The sequence below is a fragment of the Bradyrhizobium sp. Arg237L genome, from assembly GCF_029990105.1.
GTDB lineage: Bacteria > Pseudomonadota > Alphaproteobacteria > Rhizobiales > Xanthobacteraceae > Bradyrhizobium.
Window position 1 is genome coordinate 54,740 of the sequence record NZ_JAQMIL010000036.1, and the last position, 20,389, is coordinate 75,128.

Annotated in this window: 12 protein-coding genes, 1 tRNA gene and 1 pseudogene; 9 read left to right on the forward strand and 5 right to left on the reverse strand. The window is 58.8% G+C overall.

The annotated features are described in order from the left end of the window. Positions 1 to 77: 77 nt before the first annotated feature. The 3 genes from OZ411_RS22320 to OZ411_RS22330 form a co-directional block, all read right to left on the reverse strand. A complete protein-coding gene (locus OZ411_RS22320) occupies positions 78 to 1,742 on the reverse strand; it encodes a bifunctional metallophosphatase/5'-nucleotidase (RefSeq protein ID WP_282529665.1) in 1,665 nt (554 codons plus the stop codon). 46 nt (positions 1,743 to 1,788) lie between these two features. Continuing rightward, positions 1,789 to 2,550 (reverse strand): crotonase/enoyl-CoA hydratase family protein, encoded by a 762-nt coding sequence (locus OZ411_RS22325; protein ID WP_282529666.1) that lies wholly within the window; start codon positions 2,548 to 2,550, stop codon positions 1,789 to 1,791. Between the two features lie 334 nt (positions 2,551 to 2,884). Further along, positions 2,885 to 4,666, reverse strand: coding sequence for an acyl-CoA dehydrogenase (locus OZ411_RS22330; protein ID WP_282529667.1), 1,782 nt, complete (start codon positions 4,664 to 4,666; stop codon positions 2,885 to 2,887). Between the two features lie 177 nt (positions 4,667 to 4,843). Between OZ411_RS22330 and OZ411_RS22335 the strand changes: the two genes are divergently transcribed. From OZ411_RS22335 to OZ411_RS22365, 7 genes and pseudogenes are all read left to right on the forward strand, one after another. Continuing rightward, positions 4,844 to 4,918 (forward strand) — tRNA-Gln (locus OZ411_RS22335). Positions 4,919 to 5,018: 100 nt separating this feature from the next. Then, the gene (locus tag OZ411_RS22340) at positions 5,019 to 6,764 is read left to right on the forward strand and encodes a DUF6538 domain-containing protein (protein WP_282529668.1); all 1,746 of its coding nucleotides are present in this window, start codon (positions 5,019 to 5,021) and stop codon (positions 6,762 to 6,764) included. Continuing rightward, positions 6,761 to 7,006: a hypothetical protein gene (locus OZ411_RS22345; protein WP_282529669.1), complete on the forward strand. Its 246-nt coding sequence runs from the start codon at positions 6,761 to 6,763 to the stop codon at positions 7,004 to 7,006. The genes OZ411_RS22340 and OZ411_RS22345 overlap by 4 nt, the downstream gene beginning before the upstream one ends. Before the next feature lie 399 nt (positions 7,007 to 7,405). Further along, the gene (locus tag OZ411_RS22350; RefSeq protein WP_282529670.1) at positions 7,406 to 7,828 is read left to right on the forward strand and encodes a hypothetical protein; all 423 of its coding nucleotides are present in this window, start codon (positions 7,406 to 7,408) and stop codon (positions 7,826 to 7,828) included. Positions 7,829 to 7,830: 2 nt separating this feature from the next. After that, positions 7,831 to 8,760 (forward strand): hypothetical protein, encoded by a 930-nt coding sequence (locus tag OZ411_RS22355; protein WP_282529671.1) that lies wholly within the window; start codon positions 7,831 to 7,833, stop codon positions 8,758 to 8,760. Then, the gene (locus OZ411_RS22360; RefSeq protein ID WP_282529672.1) at positions 8,757 to 9,182 is read left to right on the forward strand and encodes a hypothetical protein; all 426 of its coding nucleotides are present in this window, start codon (positions 8,757 to 8,759) and stop codon (positions 9,180 to 9,182) included. The genes OZ411_RS22355 and OZ411_RS22360 overlap by 4 nt, the downstream gene beginning before the upstream one ends. 491 nt (positions 9,183 to 9,673) lie before the next feature. Then, positions 9,674 to 11,151 (forward strand): annotated as a pseudogene (locus tag OZ411_RS22365) (ISL3 family transposase). 490 nt (positions 11,152 to 11,641) lie between these two features. On the opposite strand, the gene OZ411_RS22370 reads toward OZ411_RS22365, so the two are convergent. Together OZ411_RS22370 and OZ411_RS22375 are read right to left on the reverse strand one after the other, a co-directional pair. After that, positions 11,642 to 14,485, reverse strand: a complete 2,844-nt coding sequence (locus tag OZ411_RS22370; RefSeq protein ID WP_282529673.1) for a DEAD/DEAH box helicase — start codon at positions 14,483 to 14,485, stop codon at positions 11,642 to 11,644. Then, entirely contained in the window at positions 14,482 to 15,471 is a 990-nt protein-coding gene (locus tag OZ411_RS22375) for a hypothetical protein (RefSeq protein ID WP_282529674.1), read from the reverse strand. Before OZ411_RS22375 ends, OZ411_RS22370 begins: the two co-directional genes overlap by 4 nt. Before the next feature lie 389 nt (positions 15,472 to 15,860). On the opposite strand from OZ411_RS22375, the gene OZ411_RS22380 reads away from it, so the two are divergent. Both OZ411_RS22380 and OZ411_RS22385 read left to right on the forward strand, forming a co-directional pair. Further along, positions 15,861 to 17,246 carry a hypothetical protein gene (locus OZ411_RS22380; RefSeq protein ID WP_282529675.1) on the forward strand — a complete coding sequence of 462 codons (1,386 nt, stop codon included), beginning with the start codon at positions 15,861 to 15,863 and terminating at the stop codon, positions 17,244 to 17,246. Continuing rightward, entirely contained in the window at positions 17,243 to 20,386 is a 3,144-nt protein-coding gene (locus tag OZ411_RS22385; protein WP_282529676.1) for a helicase-related protein, read from the forward strand. The genes OZ411_RS22380 and OZ411_RS22385 overlap by 4 nt, the downstream gene beginning before the upstream one ends. Positions 20,387 to 20,389: the final 3 nt, after the last annotated feature.

The following is a 20,389-nucleotide window of genomic DNA, read 5'->3' on the forward strand; positions in this document are numbered from 1 at the left end:
TCTTGGCGCGGCATACGGCTCATCGTGCAGGCTTTCCCGGGTTGCGCTACGCTCCACCCGGGCTACGGGCCTTTAGGTTAGTTGATCCGCTGGATTCGGTTGCCCGGCGTGGGCCCGACCGGGCTGTTCGCCTGGAAATAGGCCTGGAGGGCATCGACATCATAGGGGCCGGTCAGCGGCGCCTGACCTTCTTTCAGGACGGTGAAGCCGTCGCCGCCGAGCGACAGGAAATTGTTGACCGTCACCCGATAGGTCGCGGCGGGGTCGATCGGCGCGCCGTTCAGCGTCATCTTCTCGGCGATGATGCGCTCGCCGTCGCCCTTGCCCGCATCCCATGCGTAAGCGAACCCTTTCGACACCTGCAGGATCCGCGGCCGCTTCGGGTCGAGCCATTGCTGCTCGAGCGTGTCCTTGATCTGCTTGCCGGTGAGGGTCAGCGTGATGAGCTGGTTGCGGAACGGCTGGCTCGAGAACAGGTCGGCATAGGTGACGGCGCCGTCCTCTCTCCGCGCAATATCGGTGCGCACGCCGCCCGGATTGGTGAAGGCAATCACCGCGCCGCCTTTTTCCGGCGAACTCGTCGCGGCGAGCTGGGCGTCGGCGATGATGTCACCGAGCGCGCTTTCGCCTGCCTGGTTCGGCACGCGCGACAGCGTTTCCGTCACCGAGCCTGCCGGACGGTTGGCGATCGGTGCGGCCAGCCGGTCATAGGCCTCGATCAGCGCGGTCTGGCTCGCGTCCTTGGCCAGCGTCTGGCTGCGGACGATGGTGTTCTCGGCCTTGGCGCTGATGACGTCGCGGGTCTTGGGATCGAGCTTGAGGTCAATCGCGGTGACCAGCGTGCCGTATTTGTCGCCGGAGGTGACAAGCCGGCCGTCGATGTCGCAGACATAGGCCTGGTGGGTGTGGCCGGAGATCACGACGTCGACCGCGCGATCAAACTTCTTCACGATGTCGACGATCGGGCCGGAGATGCCGGGGCATTCGTTGTAGTCGCCGGTCGGCACGCCGCCTTCATGGATCAGCACCACGATCGCCTCGACGCCGCGCGCCTTCAATTCCGGAATGAGCGCATTCACCGTCTCGGCTTCGTCGCGGAATTCGAGGCCGGCGGCGCTCGCCGGCGAGATGATGTTCGGCGTGCCCTTCAGCGTCAGCCCGATGAACGCGACCTGGATGCCCTCGAACTGTCTGATCTCGTAGGGCGGGAACACGGTCTTGCCGGAGGCCTTCTCGAAGGTGCTCGCGGCGAGATAATGGAATTTGGCGCCGGGGAAGGGATGAGGACCGCGGCACGTCTCGTTCGGATGGCAGCCGCCATTCTGCATCCGCCGCAGTTCGTCCATGCCCTCGTCGAATTCGTGATTGCCGACCGAGGCGACCTCGAGCCCCATCATCGACAGCGACTCGATGGTCGGCTCGTCATGGAACATCGCCGACAGGAACGGGCTCGCGCCGATCAGGTCGCCGGCCGCGACGAAGATCGTGTTCTTGTGTCCCTCGCGGAGCTGCCGCACCAGGGTCGCCATGTGCTCGGCACCGCCGGCGGGCACGACGATCTTCTTCGCTTTGTCGTCGGGATCGCTGATCCGGATGCCGCCCGGCGGCGGCCGCAGATAGCCGTGGAAATCGTTGATCGCGAGGATGCGCAGATCGACGGGCGAGGCGGTTTGAGCCTGGCAAGGTGCGAGGACAAATCCGGCCAGCAGCGCCAGCGCTGCAAGGATGTGATGGGTTCTCATGAGGCGAATATGGATAAGCGCGGCAACGATTTTGCGACGTTCCGGTTCAATTCTGCTTGCGCGCAAAGAATGCCTTGAAGGCGGAGACTGCTTCCTTGGAGCGCATCCGCTCGCTGAACAGATGAGCCTCCTGGTCGATGCGCCGGGTCATGTCCTCCGGCGGCAATTTTATCAGCTTGCGGGCGATTGCGACCGCCTCGGCCGGCAGCGCGCAGATCTCGCGCGCCACTTTCCGCGCTTCCGCTTCGGTATGGCCCGGAGCCACCACCGCGTTGACGAAGCCGGCGACGCGGGCGTCGTCGGCGTCCATGGTGCGGCCCATCACCAGCATCTCGAAGGCGCGCTGGTGCCCCATCGTGCGCGGCATCAACAGGCTCGAGGCGCCCTCGGGCACCAGCCCCAGATGGATGAACGGCGTCGAGAAGGTCGCGGTGCTGCTGGCGAGCACGTAGTCGCAGTGGAACAGCATGGTGGTGCCGATGCCGATCGCGACCCCGTCGACGGCGGCGATGATCGGCTTGACGTTGTGCGCCAGCGAATAGAGGAACTTGACCGCGCCGGAGGTGCGCACCGCGTCGGGATTGGCGGTGCCCTGCTTCAGGAAATCCTCGACATCGTGGCCCGCGGTGAACACGCCCGAGCCGCCGGTGATGATGAGGCAGCGGATGTTCGGATTGTTCTGCGCGGTGTCGATCGCATCGCTCATCGCGCGATACATCTCCTCGGTGATCGCGTTCTTCTTCTCGGGCCGACGCATCGTGATCACGCGCGTTGCGGCTTCGTCTGATACGATGAGGTGCCCGGTCATCAAGCAGTCCCTTGCGGAGGCGGCCACGTTGCCGCCAGCGAACACCTCGCTATCTTACATGATCTCCGTCCGGCTCCCAATGTCCCTCACGGCTTTCCCACGCTCTTGTCATTCCGGGGTGCGTCAGGATCACGCAGGCGCGGAATGTATCGGGCCATGGGCGGAGGCGGTGAAATGGATTCCGGGCTCGCGCTTCGCGCGCCCCGGAATGACGGAGGAAAATGCGGAATCCGTAGGGTGGGCAAAGCGGAGCGTGCCCACCATCACCGGCGGAGTGTGAGATGGTGGGCACGGCGCTTCGCGCCTTCGCCCACCCTACAAGATGATGTGCCGCCTATCCTAGCAACACCGCGTCTGCGGCGTTGATGGCCTCGGCGCTGTCGGTCACGGTCTTCTCGAGCGATGGTGCCTGGACCGTGACGTTCTCGGCGAAGAAGCGGGCCAGCGCGATGTAGCGCTGCGGATCGCCGGCCTCGTCGCCGCCTTTCACGGCGAGCGCTTCGCCGGCGAGCATGCAGCCGCCGAGCGTCGCACCGAACAGGCGCAGGTAAGGCGTGGCGCCGGCGAGCGCATCGTTCGGCGCCGAGGCGAGGCGCTCGAGCAGCCAGCGGCTCGCGCGCTCGAGGGCGCCGAGCGCATCGCGCAATTTGGCGCCGGTGGTGCCGAACGCGGGATCGTTGGAGGTTTCCACCTGCTTGACGATGGCGGAGAGCTCTTCGAGCAGCGCCCAGACCGAGGCGCCGCCGTTGGCCCCGAGCTTGCGGGTGACGAGGTCGATCGACTGGATGCCGTTGGTGCCCTCATAGATCGCGGTGATGCGCGCGTCGCGATAATGCTGGGCCGCGCCGGTCTCCTCGATGAAGCCCATGCCGCCATGCACCTGCACGCCGAGATAGGCGACCTCGTTGCCGATGTCGGTGGAGAAGGCTTTCGCGATCGGCGTCAAGAGCGCGCCGCGTGCGGCGGCGTCGCTGCGCACCTTCGGATCCTTCGCGCGCGTGGAAATGTCGAGTGCGACTGCGGTGGCGTAGCAGATCGCGCGCGCGGCAGCCGTCATGGCGCGCATCTGCATCAGCATGCGCTTGACGTCGGGATGCGCGATGATCTGATCCGAGCCCTCGCTCTTGCTGCCGACGGCGCGGCCCTGGCGGCGTTCCTGGGCATAGGCGAGCGCCTGCTGGTAGGCGCGGTCGGCAAGGCCGACGCCTTCGAGGCCGACCGCGAGCCGGGCCTGGTTCATCATCGTGAACATGCATCGCATGCCCTGGTTCTCTTCGCCGATCAGATAGCCGATGGCGCCGCCATGGTCGCCCATGGTCATGGTGCAGGTCGGGGAGGCGTGCATGCCGAGCTTGTGCTCGACTCCAGAGGGATAGATATCGTTGCGTGCGCCGAGCGAGCCGTCGGGATTGACCAGGAATTTCGGGATCAGGAACAGCGAGATGCCCTTGGTGCCCGCGGGTGCATCGGGCAGGCGGGCGAGCACGAAATGAACGATGTTATCGGTCATGTCGTGGTCGCCATAGGTGATGAAGATCTTGGTGCCCTTGATACGGTAGGTGCCGTCACCGGCGCGCTCGGCGCGGGTGCGCAGTGCGCCGACATCGGAGCCCGCCTGCGGCTCGGTGAGCTGCATCGTGCCGGTCCACTCGCCGGAGACGAGCTTGGCAAGGTAGATCTTCTTCAGCTCGTCGCTGCCATGGGCGTCCAGTGCCTCGATCGCGGAGAGCGTGAGCAGCGGGCAGAGGCCGAACGCCGAATTCGACGCGCTCCAGATCTCGGTGCAGGCGGCATTGATCACGAGCGGCAGGCCCTGGCCGCCGAACGCTTCCGGGCCCGACACCGCGTTCCAGCCCGCGGCCGCCCAGCGCTGATAGGCGTCGGGCCAGCCCGGCGCGGTCGTCACCTTGCCGTCCGCGAGCTTGACGCCGTTCTGGTCGCCAACCCGGTTGAGCGGCGCCAGCACGTCGCCTGCGAACTTGCCGGCCTCTTCCAGCACCGGCTGGGCGATGTCGCCGTCGAAATCGCCGTAATGGCCGGCGGCGAGGGCGGCCTTCAGTCCGGCACCATGGTTAAGGGCGAGCAGGATGTCGTCGATCGGCGCGCGGTAGGTCATGGCGTTACTCCCCGAGGGAACATTGGCGCCGTCTTCCCACGAAACCATGCTTCCCTCAACCGTCCGGATGACCGATTGAGGGGGAGAAACAGTTGAAATGGTCCGACTCCCTCTGTAGACCGGCGTTGCCAGACCGAGAAGGCTGCGGCTATGTTCCGCGCCCTCCGGACCTGGAATTGGGGCGTAGCCAAGCGGTAAGGCAGCGGATTTTGATTCCGCCATTCGGAGGTTCGATCCCTCCCGCCCCAGCCAGATTGCCCGCCCGGCCTGAAATCGCTGACGAAACCGGCCTGGCTGGGGAGCTGCTGCACAGCTCTGCGACACAACGCTGCTGCACAGGGTGTCGTTCGAGATGGCTTTCCACATCTTTCGCCGGGACGCGGTGTATTACTGGCGGCGCCGGGTGCCTCGCGCGCTTGCCAGTCTCCTGGATCGCCCGCATCTTTTGATGAGCCTGAAAACGACAAGCCACGTGGTGGCACGTCGACTGGCGGCTCAGCTTGATTTGATCCTGGAAGATGCCGCGATGCTTGCTGATAGCGACGACCCGAACCTAACAAGATCCCAGATTGAAACAATGCTCCATGGTGTCGTTGATCGGCATCTGACAAAGCTGGAGAGGGTCGCGCTTGCCGCGAAAGGCGTGCCCGGCTTCCAGGTCGACCAGGCCTTGATGGACGACAAGCGCGCGTTTTGGGCCTACGCCCTGTTGGACGCCCAGGGCGTCAGCGCCGTCGTGCGCGCGGAGGATCGGGTCTGCATGGCTGCAGATGGTTTGTCCGAGGCCGACATCGGGGCGGTGCAGAACCACCTGACCATGCTCCGGATCAACGAGCTGGTCCCGCCGAAAGAGCAAATCCTTCGAAGAATGATCGAGGGCGTTGGCGCCAGGCCCACTGCCATGAACATCAACGTTGCTCAAGGCACGTACTTCCGCGGGATGAAGCTTGCGTTGGCCGAAACCGACCGGCGCTATGGCGGCAGGCGAGTGGAGGATGAGGCTTTCGTGGACCGCATGCTCCTTTGGAAGGATCCACGCGAGCAGGTCTCGCTGTCCGCTGTAGACAGCGATCTTTGCCATCGCGGTCCACCGAACACCGAAAGCGATCCAGTTGTGCCGTCCATCGCGATGGCTGACTTTGTGAGCCTCGCAGAAGATGTCATCCAGCAGAACGCAAGGGACGGCCACTGGGACGACAAGACCCAGCGGCAGGCGAGAAGCCTCTCCAAACTGTTCGTCAAGTTCATGCTCCACGACCAGAAGGTCGTGGACCTGAATTCCTTGCGTCAATCCCACGTCGGCAAGTTCGTCGATTTCCTTCGGTCGGAAATCTACGTGCATTACGGCAAGTCGGTGCGAGATGAGGATTTGACAATCGCCGAGCTCCGTGAGAAGGCGCTAACGGTCAACAAGAATAAGCGCGGCATTGGCGGCGATACCCTCAATCGTCATCTGACCTTCCTCGGCCAGATGTTTCGCCACGCCATCGCGCGAGGTGCGGAGGCCCTTGCCGAAATCGAACTCGCCGCTCTTCGCGCCAAGGGCAAGAAGAAACGGGCGCGCGACGCGCGGGCCAAATTGCCTCTCGACCAGGCGGCAGCGATCTTCCGGACACCCCCGTTCAACAATTGTGCGGCCTGGGATGCGTTAGCCGAGCAGGGGCCGGATGGCCCGCAGCAGGTGTTCCATTGCGCACTTTATTTCGTGCCGATCCTTATCTACTACACTGGCTGTCGCCGCGAAGAATTGTGTGGCGCTATGGTAGACGATGTCATCCTCGACCATGGCGAGATCCCCTACATCCATATCGCCAAGAATGAACAGAGACGGATCAAGAATTCACAATCCCAACGCAACGTTCCGCTGCATCCCGAAGTGTTCCGGCTGAATTTTGTCGCCTACGTCAAAGCGATCAGGGCGCTCGGCTACAAGCTGCTCTTCCCCGATCTTTACTCGCCTTCTAGTGCCTCGCCGCTGGGCGATCGCTTCTACAAGGAGTTCAAGCCTACCCTGATAGCCGCCGGCGCAACGGAGGAGGGCTTGGGGGCTCATGCGGTACGGCATCTGTTCGGCCGCAACTCAAGAAGAAATTGGTGACCAAGGAGGATCGTGCCGATCTGCTTGGACACGGCGGCGACAGCGAGACCAGCGAGCGGTACTGCGAGCCGCACGAGATCGCTACGTTGTGCGAGTTCGTGCTGAAGCTTCCGGCGGTAACGACCGATCTGCAGCCGCAGGAGATAAACCTGCTCCCTTGGGTGTTGCAAAAGCAGGTTGCTCCGTTTTCGCAGCCATCTCGCTCGAAGCGAGCCCGGAGCTCCTCTCATCCAAAAGCATGATGGCACAAAAAGTGCTGCGCGCCAGACAAGTGCGTTGATAGAAATTTCAAACTGTGGAGAGTGGTTTGAGCGAGCTCGAATTGAAATCATAATCCTGGGAGTTCGAGTCCCTCCCCCGCTACCATACGCAGGGTAGCTACCAACTCCTGAAATTCTTCAGCGATTTCAATGAAATCACCGCTTTCCGCGGTGGCGGCGTGACCTGTGTCCCCACGATTGGACACGGTGTTCGAGATGGCTCGTCACGCCTATGTTTGCCGTCGAGACGGCAGATACCTGTTTAGAGTGCGCCTCCCGGCTTGCCTCATGCCGGCATCCAAGCCAGCGTTTCGGATGAGCCTGCGGACATCCGACCAGAGGGTCGCGGTTCGCCGGGCTGCCCGAATTGCGAGTTGGATGATGAACGTAAAGGCGGCCGAAGATCCGACGGAGGCACTGCAGGCGCTGTGGCCGCGGCTACAGGCGCTGGCGGTTGAGCCCGTTCGGGATGAAGCCGACTTTGTCGAACGGCGCGCGTTTCAATCCACGGCGTTCTGCGCCCAATACGCCGTGCGCCTCCTGAAGCTGAACCCCAACGATGTCATCCCCGGATGGGATGAGCATTTCGTCGCGCTAGTTCGCGAGAACAGCCGTGCGTCCAACGCGCTCGAAAAGAGCAAATCCGTCGAAGGACAGTTGGAGCGCAAGCGCCTGGAGTATGCGCTTGCCAACCAGCCGTGGTGCAGCCTCCGCCTGATGTGGCGATCCGGACTTTTGGTGTTGAGGTGCCGCTCGCGCCAGCCCAACCGGCCACGGCGCAATCTGCCAAGTACGTTCGGCTGAAGATGTCGGAGGTACTGACCCGCTTTCTGACCACCCAGAGAGCTCAAGGCATCGATGGTCGCGTGGAGAGCGAGGTCGCTCCGATCGTTAATTTCGTGATCAACCTGCTGAATGACCCGGTGATGTTGGACATCAACGGGGATCACCTCCTGACTATCACCAGAGAGGTTGCCGAGATTCCGCACCCGAAGGGATTCGGACAAGATGAGCGATCTCTGTACTTCCGTTGGTCTACGGCCCGGGAGAACGGATGGGTGCGCGAGCGCGATGGAAAAATCGTCCAGCTCAAGCGCGTCAGCCAAACGACCCTGGATGGGAAGTATGCGCCAGGTTTGAATGCATTCTGGAAGTTCGCGGTCGAGCACTGGTTCGCCCATGGTCCGGTCCCGTCGTTTGAATTCGGTACCAAGCTCAACCGTCCGGCGGCAGAGCGGGATGCTTACAACGAAGATGAGGTCCTCACTTTTTTTGGCGCAGCTCCCTTCACCGGCTGCAAGAGCATCGCTCATTGCTGGATCTCCGGACCTCAGTACATCCAGGGTTACTTCTTCTGGGCCAATCTGATCGAACTGCTCGCTGGCATGCGTCCGAGCGAAATCGCGCAATTGCGGTGCCGCGATATCCTGGATTTCCGTGGTGAGCCGCATTTCCGGTATGCCCCGTTTGCGCCTGACGAGACGGAAAAGCAGCGGTTCGATCCTCAGCCCGGCGGAACGCGAGGCAAGACGAAATCGGCGTATCGGTGGATTGCGATCCACCGGCTGCTACTCAAGCTTGGGATCGTCGAATATCGCGATGCGATCGTGAGCGCCTACCGGCAGGCAAAGATTAAAGAGGCCGGCGGCCGGGATCACCTCTCGGAAGAGCGGCTCGCGGCTATCGAGGACCAGGCTACGAGCAGTGGCTCTTCCCGGATTGGAAGGTGTATGTGAGGCCCAAGACCGAGCAGATCATGTGGAGCCACGTCCTGACGAAGGCGTGCACTTACGGTCTCAAGAAGCTGAAGATCCACCGGCCGGGTCTCTCGAACTATTCGGCGCGTCACGCCTTCAAAGGCATGATCGATGATGTTCAAGGCCTGAGCGAGCGATCCCGGAAGGTGATCTTTGGCCACTCGACCAAGGGCAACGTCTCAGACGGCTATGGACCCAAGGTAATTAGCGAACAGCAGGCCAAGATTGTTCAGCAGCTAACGAACAGAACGATCTGGCGTCTCGCCAAGACCTTGCTCCGGGCCAAGCGAAAGGCGGAGCTCGGGGAGTTGCGGTTAGTAGAGGCGTGGAAGATCGACAAACGTACGAGGGACGACAGGCTGCAAGCGGTCCTTGCAAAGCGGGCTGAACAGTATCAATAGCCAACCCGCCTTGGTTCGAAGCAATGCTCGTCAACAGGAAGAACACAGGCGAGCCGCGCGTCCTACTCTACCGCGCTCGCGGCCAGGCAGATCCCGGACTCGGAATGGCGGCCTTGACGGAATCGGAGGTAGTCGGTCCCGCGTTCCCGCATTTGGCGTTCGCTAACGCCGTGGTCCTGCGGCTGCCTTCTTCCAACCTCAGCGAAGACGAGTTGTACTGGGTTGAAACGCCAACTCTATCGAGTTCGTGGCCTTCGCCCAAGCCGTAAAGACTAACCCCTGGGAGAGAGAAAACGGCGGCCGCGCAGGCGCCTTCACGACCCAAGCGGAGCCGCGGATGCTATCATATGAGCGCGTTCGAGCGAGCCGTCGGCCATTACGCCGGCACTGTTGAAAGAGCGTGTGTCATTCGGCCTGCAATATTGGCTCTGACTCACTTTTGATGCAGTTTGAGGGATGTCTGGCGCTTTGACTGGAGGAGAATCAGCGCCATGCAGCAGGCACTCCACCGCTCCAGTTTGGTGCCGCGTGGGTTTGTTGTAGAGAGTGCTTACTACGAGGATGATAAGGCGATTGTTGTGGTTCGGGCTTCCGGAAGCGAGGGCCTGTGTCCATCGTGCGGAACGGTTTCCCGACGTGTCCATAGCCGCTATCGACGCCGCGTGACCGATCTGCCGCTCTCGGGGCGGATCGTCCAGCTCTTGGTAATCGCCCGCCGCTTCCGCTGCGATGCCGTCCTATGCGGGCGCCAAATCTTCACCGAGCGCTTCGCTTGGCGGTCGACCGGCGGCAGGCTTTGCAAAGCGGCTGATGCTGCCGGTGAGCAAAGATACGCTTCTTCGGGTAGTTCGGAGCTGTCCCCCAGCTGACCCACTCAGGGTTATCGGCATTGATGACTGGGCCTGGCGGCGGAATCACCGATACGCCAGCATCATCTGCAACCTGGAAAGGCGCCGGGTGGTTACCCTGCTGCCGGATCGTGAACCAGCAACCGCCCAAGCGTGGCTCTCTGCTCATCCCACGATCGCAATCGTCGCCCGTGATCGTGGTGGCGGATATGGCGAAGCCGCGGCCAAGGCCCTACCGCATGCAGTACAAGTCGCCGATCGTTGGCATCTGATGGAGAACGCCAGTCGGGCTTTCCTCGATGCCGTGCGCAAATCGATGCGCCAGATACGCACCGTCATCGGTGCGACCACGATCGATCCCGAGCTGCTCACAGCCGCCGAGCGCCTCCAGTATGAGGGCTATCTGCGCCGCGAGGAGACCAACGCGGCCATCTTGGCTCTGTCGAAGAACGGCATACCTATCAAGCAGATCGTGCGTCAGACCTGCCACAGCAGGAAGCTAGTGCGACAGGTGGTCCGCGGCGACCGTCACGACGTCTTCCGAACCCGGCAAAGTTCGTTGGATCTGCACTTGCCATGGCTCGACGATCAATGGGCGTCCGGCTGCCGCAATGGAGCTGAACTTTGGCGTCGCTTAACAGCGCGCGGGTTCCGAGGCTCGCTCCGCGTCATCAGCGAGTGGGCGACCCGCAGACGACGAGCGGAAAGGGCCGACACACAAAACCTTCAGAGAATTCCGTCGGCCAGAACGATCGCGCGCCTCATGACAATCGGGCGCGACTTGCTCACGAAAGTGGAGACCGTCACGGTCGCGGCGATCGAAGCTGGTATGCCTACCCTGGTCGAGGCACGCGAGATCATCACCCGAATTCCACCTGATGATCCGGCGCAAGACCGAGGCTGGCCTCATCGCGTGGATCGAGCGCGCCCGCGCTAGTCTCGTCGCCTCGTTCGCCAGCGGCGTCGCCAGGGACGAAGCGGCGGTCCGAGCAGCGATCACTCTGCCCTGGTCTAACGGCCAGACCGAAGGTCAGATCACGCGCCTCAAGCTCGTCAGGCGTCAAATGTATGGCCGCGGGAAAATCGATCTGCTCCAAGCCCCATTAATCGGCGCAGAATGAAAGGAGCTGCACCAAAATTGCGTCAGAGCCAAATTTGAACGCCGATTGACACCCGGGGCAGTCGGTCGCGTGTCCCGACCTGGCCGTCGACGCTATGCTGACGCTCCTGCGTCTGCATCTCTTGATCGGTCTTGCAGTCACAGTCGGTCCTGCGCCTCCGAGGGCCGCTCCTGCAGCCGCACTTTCTTGGGCATGACATAGCTCACGTGTTTGGGGGCGTGCCGCCCCAGCCGTCAAGGCACGCCTTTGAGCGGAAAGCGCGAGCCGTGTAGTCGCGAACGCTCCGGCCCGCACCACCTCGCGATTTCCGACCTGTTGACGGCTTTCCCTCTGCTCATTGCCGCTCGGCTAGTCGGTTGCATGCGCAACCCGAAAGCAGAGGAGAGGCACTTAGCTCGCACTGGGAAATTGCGTGCTGAGGAGGGATCGCAGGGCCAGCAGCCGGACGCCAGATCCGGATCTGATCTAGTCCGATCGCGGTTGGCTTGCTTCAATCCCCGAGAGGCGAACCTAACTCTGCTATCGCCAATGTAACCAAGTCGTTTGGATGTCGGAATTGCGTGACATCCTTCGCCATCGCCAGTTCCGCGCGATCTCTCGCCGCATCCAGTTCTGCTTTTTTTGCTAACGGATCCCGCTTGATCGGATCCGCCTCGCGGAGTGGGGCGTCAAAAAGCCGACCGAGAAATTGTCCGTCAACGGCAAACGATTCATTCTCTTGTTGAACAACAATCAAGTCTTCGCCTTGGTGATGCCCTTGGTCGTCCTGGTACCTTGCCAAAAAGACGGCAAAGAACTTGGGCAGGTTAGAATCTTCCGCAAAGGTGGCATATGAACCGCCGAACTCTGCCGCTGTCACCGAGGTTACGAGATGTTTCAAGAAGGTACCCGAAAAGTCTATCAGGACCACTTCACTCCCGGGATTCCAATCTGTTCGTCGAGTCGTGGCCGCTATCACCGTTCGATTTCCAAATTCCCGGAAAGTTCCTCTTAAATTGGAAGGCAGGCGGAGGGTGAAATGTTCGAGGTCAGGCGACGGAACTACCTCGATTTCAAATCGTGTGGCAGCCCGCTGGATAAACGCGGCCACGTTAGCAGTGGTGTAGCCGCTGAGTGACTGCTTGCGAGTATCCAGTCGATCAATCTGACTGAGGACCTCGTCTTGTAGTTTTTTAGCCCTGCTTGCTTCCGCAATAGCAGCATCAATGCGTTCCTTGGTCCGCTCAACATGTCCGTTGCGGGCCTCATCCAATAGTTCAGAAATATCGACGCGCTCCAAAAGCTCGCCCATGACCTCTGCCGCGTACCGCTCGTCGAACTCTGATCCGACACTCTTCATCTCGCGCACAATCGTATCAACACGGTCAACTACGGTCGAAACAATTTCATTGTCGATCGTATCGCGCGCATGGAAATTGATGGCCACGACCCGTTCTTTCTGGCCGTATCGGTAAAGCCGTCCCATTCTCTGCGTTAGACGCGCAGGATTCCAAGGCAAGTCAAAGTTTACAAGGATGTGGCACCGTTGATGCAAGTTCAGACCTTCGCCGCCCGCCTCCGTGGAGATAAGGACGGGGATCTCACCTTCGAAGGACCGAACGGCTTCCCGCTTCTCATCCACCGTCATGCCGCCATGAATTATTGCCGGTCGGACTCCGAGGAGGCGCTGAACTTGATGGAGTAGATACGCCTGAGTAGATCGGAACTCCGTGAAAATCAGTATCTTTTCGCCCTGGTCGCGTACCACCTCGCGCACGATTTCAACGAGAGCCGCTCCCTTCCGGTCCGTTCTCATGCACGCTTCTCCACGTGCGATCAGGTCCTTGAGCATGATCTCTTCGCCTTCAAAGAACGGCTGACGTTTTTGGACTGGTCCGTGCTGGTCTAAATTGTCGTCGGCTTCGGGTTGATCATCTTCATCAAACGCTTCCGCCTTATCTTCGGAAGACGCTGGCTGCTCGGACAATCGATCAAGTCGCCGTCGCAGGGCAATCCAAAGTGCAGCAACCGATGAGGAGGCGAGCTTACGATAGATTGTCATCACGAAACCGACAGCTCGTCCTTCCTTGCCGCCGATGGCATCGCCGGCGCCGTATCCTCTGGATAAATACTGTCTTAGACGCGCTTCCAGATCCCCAAATTGTTCATCAGTCTCCACTTCAACGCGCCTGACCAGCAAACCGTGGAAGAGAAAATTGCCGTCCATGTCAACGGCGTCAATCTTTCGGTTTCTTAGAATGATCTCGCGCACCACATCGGGAGTGTGATCGATGTTACTAATTAAAGTTGCCAGATCAGGGCGAACCAACGTCAGCAAGTTTCGAAATTTTCCTTGATCACCTTGATGCGGAGTGCCCGTTAGCAACACCAGCGCATCGGTACGTTCACGCAATCCTTGGGCAAGCCGAAATCGCAACGTGGATCGACCCTGTTCATCGCGAGACAGACGGTGGGCTTCATCAAAGATTATGATATCCCACGCTCCGGCCGCCATGAACATTCCAAAGCTTGTATCAGCGTCCCGTCCGTCATCTTGGGCGCTGCGCGGCTTTGCAAGATCAAGAGACACGATGACGCGTTCATAGAGACCCCATTCCCGAGGATCCGACACACGAAAGTCGATTCCATAAATGAGAAATCGGCGATCAAACTTGATGAGCATTTCCTCCTTCCATTGCCGGGTCAGGCCGGAGGGAACGACAATCAGGATACGACGGACGTTCTGACGTCTTTCGAGCGCCGCTAGGAGAAGTCCGATCTCGATCGTCTTTCCTAATCCAACGTCGTCTGCGATCAGCCAATTTGATTGACCTGAATTTAAGATGCGATGAACTAGCCCGATTTGGTGAGGAAGCGGATCGACGTCCAATCGGTCCAAGGCGCCGGTAGCCTCATTCCAGGACCGAAGGAGGTGGGCCATGACATTTAGTGCGAGACGATCGGCAGAATCCCGTGTCGCCGGTTCAGAACGGCGATAGCGCAGGTCGGGATCCATGATTCTGCGCAGGCGTTCGAATGGCAGCCAAAGCGTGTGACCCGTCATGTGAAACTGAACGAGGGCTTGATGACGCGTGGCGAGTTCTCGGGTCTTCAGCACCGTTCCGGTTCCGAAGGTTTCGCGAACACCTGACAATGGTACGTCTTGCACCGTGAACCCGGGGCGCAAACCGCAGCCCCAGTCTCCGGGCTTTAGCCGTGATATGCCATTTGGTCCGAAATCCACTTCGATGAGCGGCCCATCAGCGAGGTCGAAAATCCGTCTTACGAAGCCGATCTTGGACGGATTGCCGATTCGGCACACCCACGCATTCTCGATGGGTAGTAACTCATTCATGCGCGGACCTTCTTTGGAGTAAGGACGTCTTCGGAGCTTGTATTTGTTAGGGCCACCGCTTCAGTTTGACCGCGGCACAAGAGCCCAGTGCGTGAAAAGCTATTGAATAAATTGAAGCCGTCCATAGTGACCATTGGGCGCGAACTAATGTGGCGCCGCGGAGGGACGGGAGAGGCGAGCACTCCGGCCGCAAATGCCTCAATCCTTGCCTCCGCGTAGTCGATAAATCGCCAGTACAGTGGATCGCCTATAGATGTTTCCAACCAATCATCGAACCAGTCGGATTCAATGATTGCCTCTGGCGGAAGACCTTTCCTATTCGCCACGAACCGATATGAGCGTGCCCAGCCGAGCATGTTGATGCCGCCATAGGGTATGAGGGGCTGGCGCGATCCTCTGCGTCGCATACTCCACCACAAAGGCGACGACGCCCAAATCTGTCTTAACTCGAAGGCAGACCAAATATCGTCGGCATCAGCATCTTCTAGAGCCAGATCGGCCAGTGCTGAAAACGTTGCGGCATGGGGGTGCTGGAAAAATAATTCCGAGAAGCGATGTTCGAATAGTCTCCGGCGTTCGAGCTGGGGCAGGTCCAGCAACGATACAAGCCACCGAGCCCGTTGAACGGCTTTGTCACTGCTGCTGGGAGCTCTTAGCTCAAGGTAGAAAGGATTCTCTGCAGCGTGCGGAATGAAGTCAGGAAGCCGTATATCGGCCTGCCAGCTCAAAACGCCGGCAATCTCCAAGTCGGCATGGCTCGCAGGTGCTGGCTCCCAGAAGTCTTCCGAGCCAATTGCGCCAGCCCGATAAAGCTCGCCATCCGAGGAAGGAGGAGAGGGAAATGTCGATAGCGGGTCCCAGGGGTCGACATCGGTCTTCGCCTCGGGCCCGATTTCGAAATCCTCCCGAAGCCAATGAGTCAATTGCGCAGTGACCGTCTGCGATGGCAATGCTGGCTTTTCAGACGGCATTTCCCCCACGCGCATCTAGCGAATTCCCCAATCCCTCACGGCCTGTGTCAGGTCAGCTGGACAACTTGTCCAGTTTCTTGGTTTCGTCCAGAGGCTGAGCCTCAGACTTCCGGCTACCGGTGTCGAGGTCGCTCATCCCGCAAAATCCTCCGCCAACTTTGTTTGCCGCATCGCAACAAACGCTACCCTTCGGCAATTCGACAGGCATCTTGACGAACAACCGGCGATTGTGCATGTTGATGATGCTTCCGGACGGAAGCTGAAACAAGAACCCGAGACGGTTCTGGTAGTGGTGTTGCTGGATAGCGATGGCTTTATGGGAAGTTTTTGTTTTTTCGAGCCCCTTGAGCCGTCATATTACGTGAATCCGCACTAGAATCGGTCTCTCCTTTTCGGAGAACCGAATGAATCCCGCCAAAGTCGTTATCCGTTTTGAGCAGGTATCCGAGCAGACGGAGGGGCCTGTCCGCCGTATTGTGGGCTTTGTCAGAGCCAAGAATATGCTGCAACTGTTTGATGCAGCGGATCTTGAAGCGAATCCTCGCGAAGCCAAAGCCGGCCCGGTAACCGCAGATATCATCGAGAGCATCTGCGACACGCCCGACACTTTTCCCTTCAAGACAAAGGGGGTTCTTGTCGGCGCCTCAAACTACGCCGCGCTTGAGCGCAAACGGTATGAAATCCGTTTCGAGAATACGAAAATCGAGGGAATCTTGGATGGCGGGCACAACATGCTCGCTATCGGTACCTACGTATTGGCGCGGGCTCTCGGCGATGACCGGATTTTCAAGAAGATCAAGCGCTGGACCGAATTGAAGGATGCTTGGGCCGCAAACCGTGAAGAGATTGCCGAGCTTAAACGCGTTGCGGGCGAAGAAGCGGGAGGTGGGCCGCTCGACTTTCTTGTCCCGGTGGAGGTTCTTGTCCCCGCGGACATCGCGAACAGCGAGACCGTGGACGACTTCAACAGCTCTCTTCTTGATATTTGCGCCGCTCGCAATAACAACGTCGAACTAACGTTGGAGACCAAGGCGAACAAGAAGGGATTCTACGAATACCTCCGCAAGTCCCTGCAGCCGTCGATCGCGAATCGCGTCGAGTGGAAAACTAATGATGGTGGCGAGGTCAAAGTACGCGATTTGATCGCGCTCGCATGGATTCCGTTGTCGGTAATTGATTTGCCAGTGGAGTTCAAAATCCCGCCTCAGAATATTTATCGGAACAAGGGCGAGCTCGCCAAGCACTTCGATACGCTGATGGGCGACGAGCGTGTCTCCAGAGCCTCCAATGGAGATTACACGCATGAACTTCATAACACCGCGGTGCACAGCGCACTTGTCATCGCTGGCCAGTTGCCTGAGCTTTACGACAAGATCTATCGGGAGTTTCCGGCGGCCTACAATGGCGATCGCGAAGGTCGCTTCGGCGGCCTTGCCGTCGTCAAGATGGCGGACAGGATGCGATCGAAGCCGCGCACTCATTTCACGGATGTGGAAGTCGATTATGCCTATCCAGACGGCCTGATCATGCCTCTGGTCTATGGGCTGCGGGCACTTATGGAGAAAGACGCAAATGGTCATGTCCGTTGGAAGGAGGATCCATTCCGGTTCCTGGACGAGCACTTGGAAGCGATTGTGAAGAAATACCGCGTCATTCTCGATGCATTCCGTGCGGATCCTCAGAAGGTTGGCAAAAATGAGGGCTCGTACGATCTCGTCCTTGATGCCTTCGAGACAGAGGTTTTGAAGCGTCAAGCCGTGGTTGCGTCTGCTCGCGGAGCTCGGTCATGAATGAGGAGCGAAAGGGCCGCGATCTTTTCATTGTCGACAACAGTGTCTCGGGTTGGACCGCCCTGCAGTATCTCGAAGAGTGGACTGAAATAGCCAAGGGCTTTGACATCGCAACTGGCTATTTCGATATCGGCACCATTCTGGCGCTTGACGGCAAATGGCAGTCGCTTGAAAAGATTCGAATACTTATGGGGGCCGATACCTCGCATCGATCGAGAAAGGCCTTTTTGGATACTGTAGTCAAAAAGGCCGTTGACGAGCTCGACAGAAGCCTGGAAGCGACGAAAGAACCAAACCCGTTCCTCCGAGGTGTGCCGGCGATTCTAACTGCACTGCAGTCCCGGCAGATCGAGTGTCGGGTCTACGACCGTGATAAGTTTCACGCTAAGACGTATATTACACACGCACGTCTTGATGTCGTCGGCTCACAAGCGTTGGTTGGTTCAAGCAATTTCACGATGCCGGGCTTGACCAAGAACATTGAACTTAACGTTCAGATCCAAAGCGCGCGCGAAGTCACACAGCTCCAGGAGTGGTTTGATGCTCACTGGAAAGAAGCGGTTGACGTAACCGATCTCATTTTTGAGGCGATATCGCGCCATGTACAGCTCTACTCGCCTTTCGATGTTTACGCCAAGTCGTTGCACGAATTCTTCCGTGGTCACGAACTAACGGCCACGGAGTGGGACGAGACCCGCTCGAAGATGTTCCCGAGGATCGATCGCTACCAGAAGGAGGCGTATTGGGCCTTGATGAAGATCGCAAGGCAGCATGGAGGAGCGTTTCTCTGTGACGGCGTCGGCCTAGGCAAAACCTTCGTTGGCTTGATGCTGATCGAACGTCTGGTCTTACACGAAGGGAAACGCGTCGTGCTATTTGCGCCGAAGGCTGCAAAGGACGGTGTTTGGGAGCCTCACCTGCGGCAATATCTTCCCCATATTGGCGGAGTGGGCGGGAATGCCGACTTCAGCAATTTGGCAGTGTTCAGCCATACTGATCTCGGGCGAAAGGGTGAATTCCCGGAACGGTTTCGTCGTATTGCAGAGTTGGCCGATGTCGTCATCATCGACGAAGCTCATCATTTTCGCAATCCGGGAGTTCGCAAGTCGGACAGCGCGAGCCTTCCGTCACGATATTATCAGCTCTACGATCTCTTGGATTCGACGGTACGTCCGAAGAGCGTCTTCATGCTCACAGCCACACCGATCAATAATCGAATCAGTGATTTCCGTCACATGGCGGAGCTGTTCACTCGCCGGGAAGAAGCTTATTTCGCGCGAACTCTCGGTGTTAACAATCTCCGCTCGCACTTCAACAACATCGAAAAGCAATTGCGAAAATCAGTCGGCCCTGAAGTTGCGGATGTATCCGGTCATATGGGCGAGGTGCAGGAATTTCTCGCAGGCGACGAGATTTTCAAGAGCCTTGTAGTTCAGAGAAGTCGAACTTACGCGCGCGAAAGCCAGATGCGTGAGTCGGGTAATGCGGCAGTGTTCCCGGATCGAAGACCGCCCCAAGTAGCCGAGTATTCCATTCGGAAGACCTACGGGCGTTTGCTGGAGATGTTTGAGAAAGCATTCACCCGTAAGAAACCGTTGTTTACACTGCCCATGTATTACCCTCTCGCCTGGTATAAGGGCAGCGATAAGAGCATAGACCCCCTTGAAGAGGGACGACAGGAACAGGTCGTTGGTCTGATCAGGACCAATTTTCTCAAACGTTTTGAAAGCTCAGTCGCCGCGTTCGAGCTGTCGTGTGATCGCTTGCTCCGGAAGTTGCTTGCATTTCTTGAGGTGCACAGTGAGACCGACTCGGAGAAAAGGCGTCTGGAACGTTGGAAATCTCAGAATGCTGAGGTCCTCGGCTATGCCGCAACTCGGCAGCTCGAACTCTGGCCAGACGAAGATAGCGATCTTGACGACGATGTCGTGCCGCAGGAGATGGTCGATGCGGTGGAGCGCCTCAAGAGAGAGGATTACGACGTCGCGGAGATGATGTCAGAGACGTTTCTAGACCTCGATCAGATAGTCCAGTTCATAGAGGAGGCTAGAAAGTTCGAAACTAAACACGATGACAAATTGCAGAAGCTCATCCGTCTCCTGAAATCCAAGGAGTTGGCCGGCCAGAAAGTTCTGATTTTTACCGAGTTCGCCGATACTGCTGGGTATTTGAAGCGTCAACTGGACGCGGCGGGCATCAACGGAGTGGCGGAGGTTGACAGCGCAACAAAGACAAATCGCGCGGACGTGATCCAGCGGTTCTCCCCTTATTACAATGCGCACACGAGCAAGATGCTGGTCGACGCCGGTCGCGACGAAATCCGGGTGTTGATCTCAACCGACGTGCTTTCAGAAGGTTTGAACCTCCAAGATGCATCTCGGATGATCAATTACGATATTCATTGGAATCCGGTCCGGCTAATGCAACGCATTGGCCGTGTTGATCGTCGAATGAATCCAGAAGTCGAGAAGCGTCTTATAGGCGATCATCCAGATGTCGCCTCGTCGCGCGGCAAAGTGAGTTTCTGGAATTTCCTGCCTCCTGACGAATTGAACGCAATTCTGACGTTGTACACAAAGGTGACTCAGAAGACGCTGCTGATTTCGAAGACTTTCGGAATCGAGGGAAAGAAACTTCTGCGGCCTGATGACGACTATGATGCGCTCAAGGAGTTCAATCACGCATATGAGGGGACCAAATCGGCGGTTGAGGAAATGCACCTCGAGTATCAACTTCTGCTCTTGAGCGATCCAACGCTTCAGGATCGCCTGAGGAAAATGCCGGGCGGGTTTTTCAGCGGAAGGCAACGGCCGCGGAAGGGCATATCGGGTGCGTTCTTTTGCTATAGCCTCCCCGCCCTCGATAAGGAGACTGGCGAATTCTCCCATGAAGCAGGAACGACTCGTTGGTATCTATACGACCTCGACCGAAATACCATTCTGGAAGAACCGGGTGAGATCGTCGCCAGCATTCGCTCCGAGCCGGACACGCCGCGACATTGCAAGATGGCGGAAGGGGCTCTGGTCGATCTCCGCGGCAAAATCGAGAGACACATCAAGAACACGTACCTGAAGCGGGTAGACGCCCCTGTGGGTATAAAGCCAGCACTCAAGTGCTGGATGGAAATCAACGAGGGCTGAGCC

Bases quoted from the DNA above. Each gene is read 5' to 3' on its own strand.
- OZ411_RS22385 (WP_282529676.1), top strand. From the start codon at position 17,243: ATGAATGAGGAGCGAAAGGGCCGCGATCTTTTCATTGTCGACAACAGT.
- OZ411_RS22330 (WP_282529667.1), bottom strand. From the start codon at position 4,666: ATGACCTACCGCGCGCCGATCGACGACATCCTGCTCGCCCTTAACCAT.
- OZ411_RS22380 (WP_282529675.1), top strand. From the start codon at position 15,861: ATGAATCCCGCCAAAGTCGTTATCCGTTTTGAGCAGGTATCCGAGCAG.
- OZ411_RS22340 (WP_282529668.1), top strand. From the start codon at position 5,019: ATGGCTTTCCACATCTTTCGCCGGGACGCGGTGTATTACTGGCGGCGC.
- OZ411_RS22370 (WP_282529673.1), bottom strand. From the start codon at position 14,485: ATGAATGAGTTACTACCCATCGAGAATGCGTGGGTGTGCCGAATCGGC.
- OZ411_RS22350 (WP_282529670.1), top strand. From the start codon at position 7,406: ATGAACGTAAAGGCGGCCGAAGATCCGACGGAGGCACTGCAGGCGCTG.
- OZ411_RS22325 (WP_282529666.1), bottom strand. From the start codon at position 2,550: ATGACCGGGCACCTCATCGTATCAGACGAAGCCGCAACGCGCGTGATC.
- OZ411_RS22355 (WP_282529671.1), top strand. From the start codon at position 7,831: ATGTCGGAGGTACTGACCCGCTTTCTGACCACCCAGAGAGCTCAAGGC.
- OZ411_RS22375 (WP_282529674.1), bottom strand. From the start codon at position 15,471: ATGCGCGTGGGGGAAATGCCGTCTGAAAAGCCAGCATTGCCATCGCAG.
- OZ411_RS22320 (WP_282529665.1), bottom strand. From the start codon at position 1,742: ATGAGAACCCATCACATCCTTGCAGCGCTGGCGCTGCTGGCCGGATTT.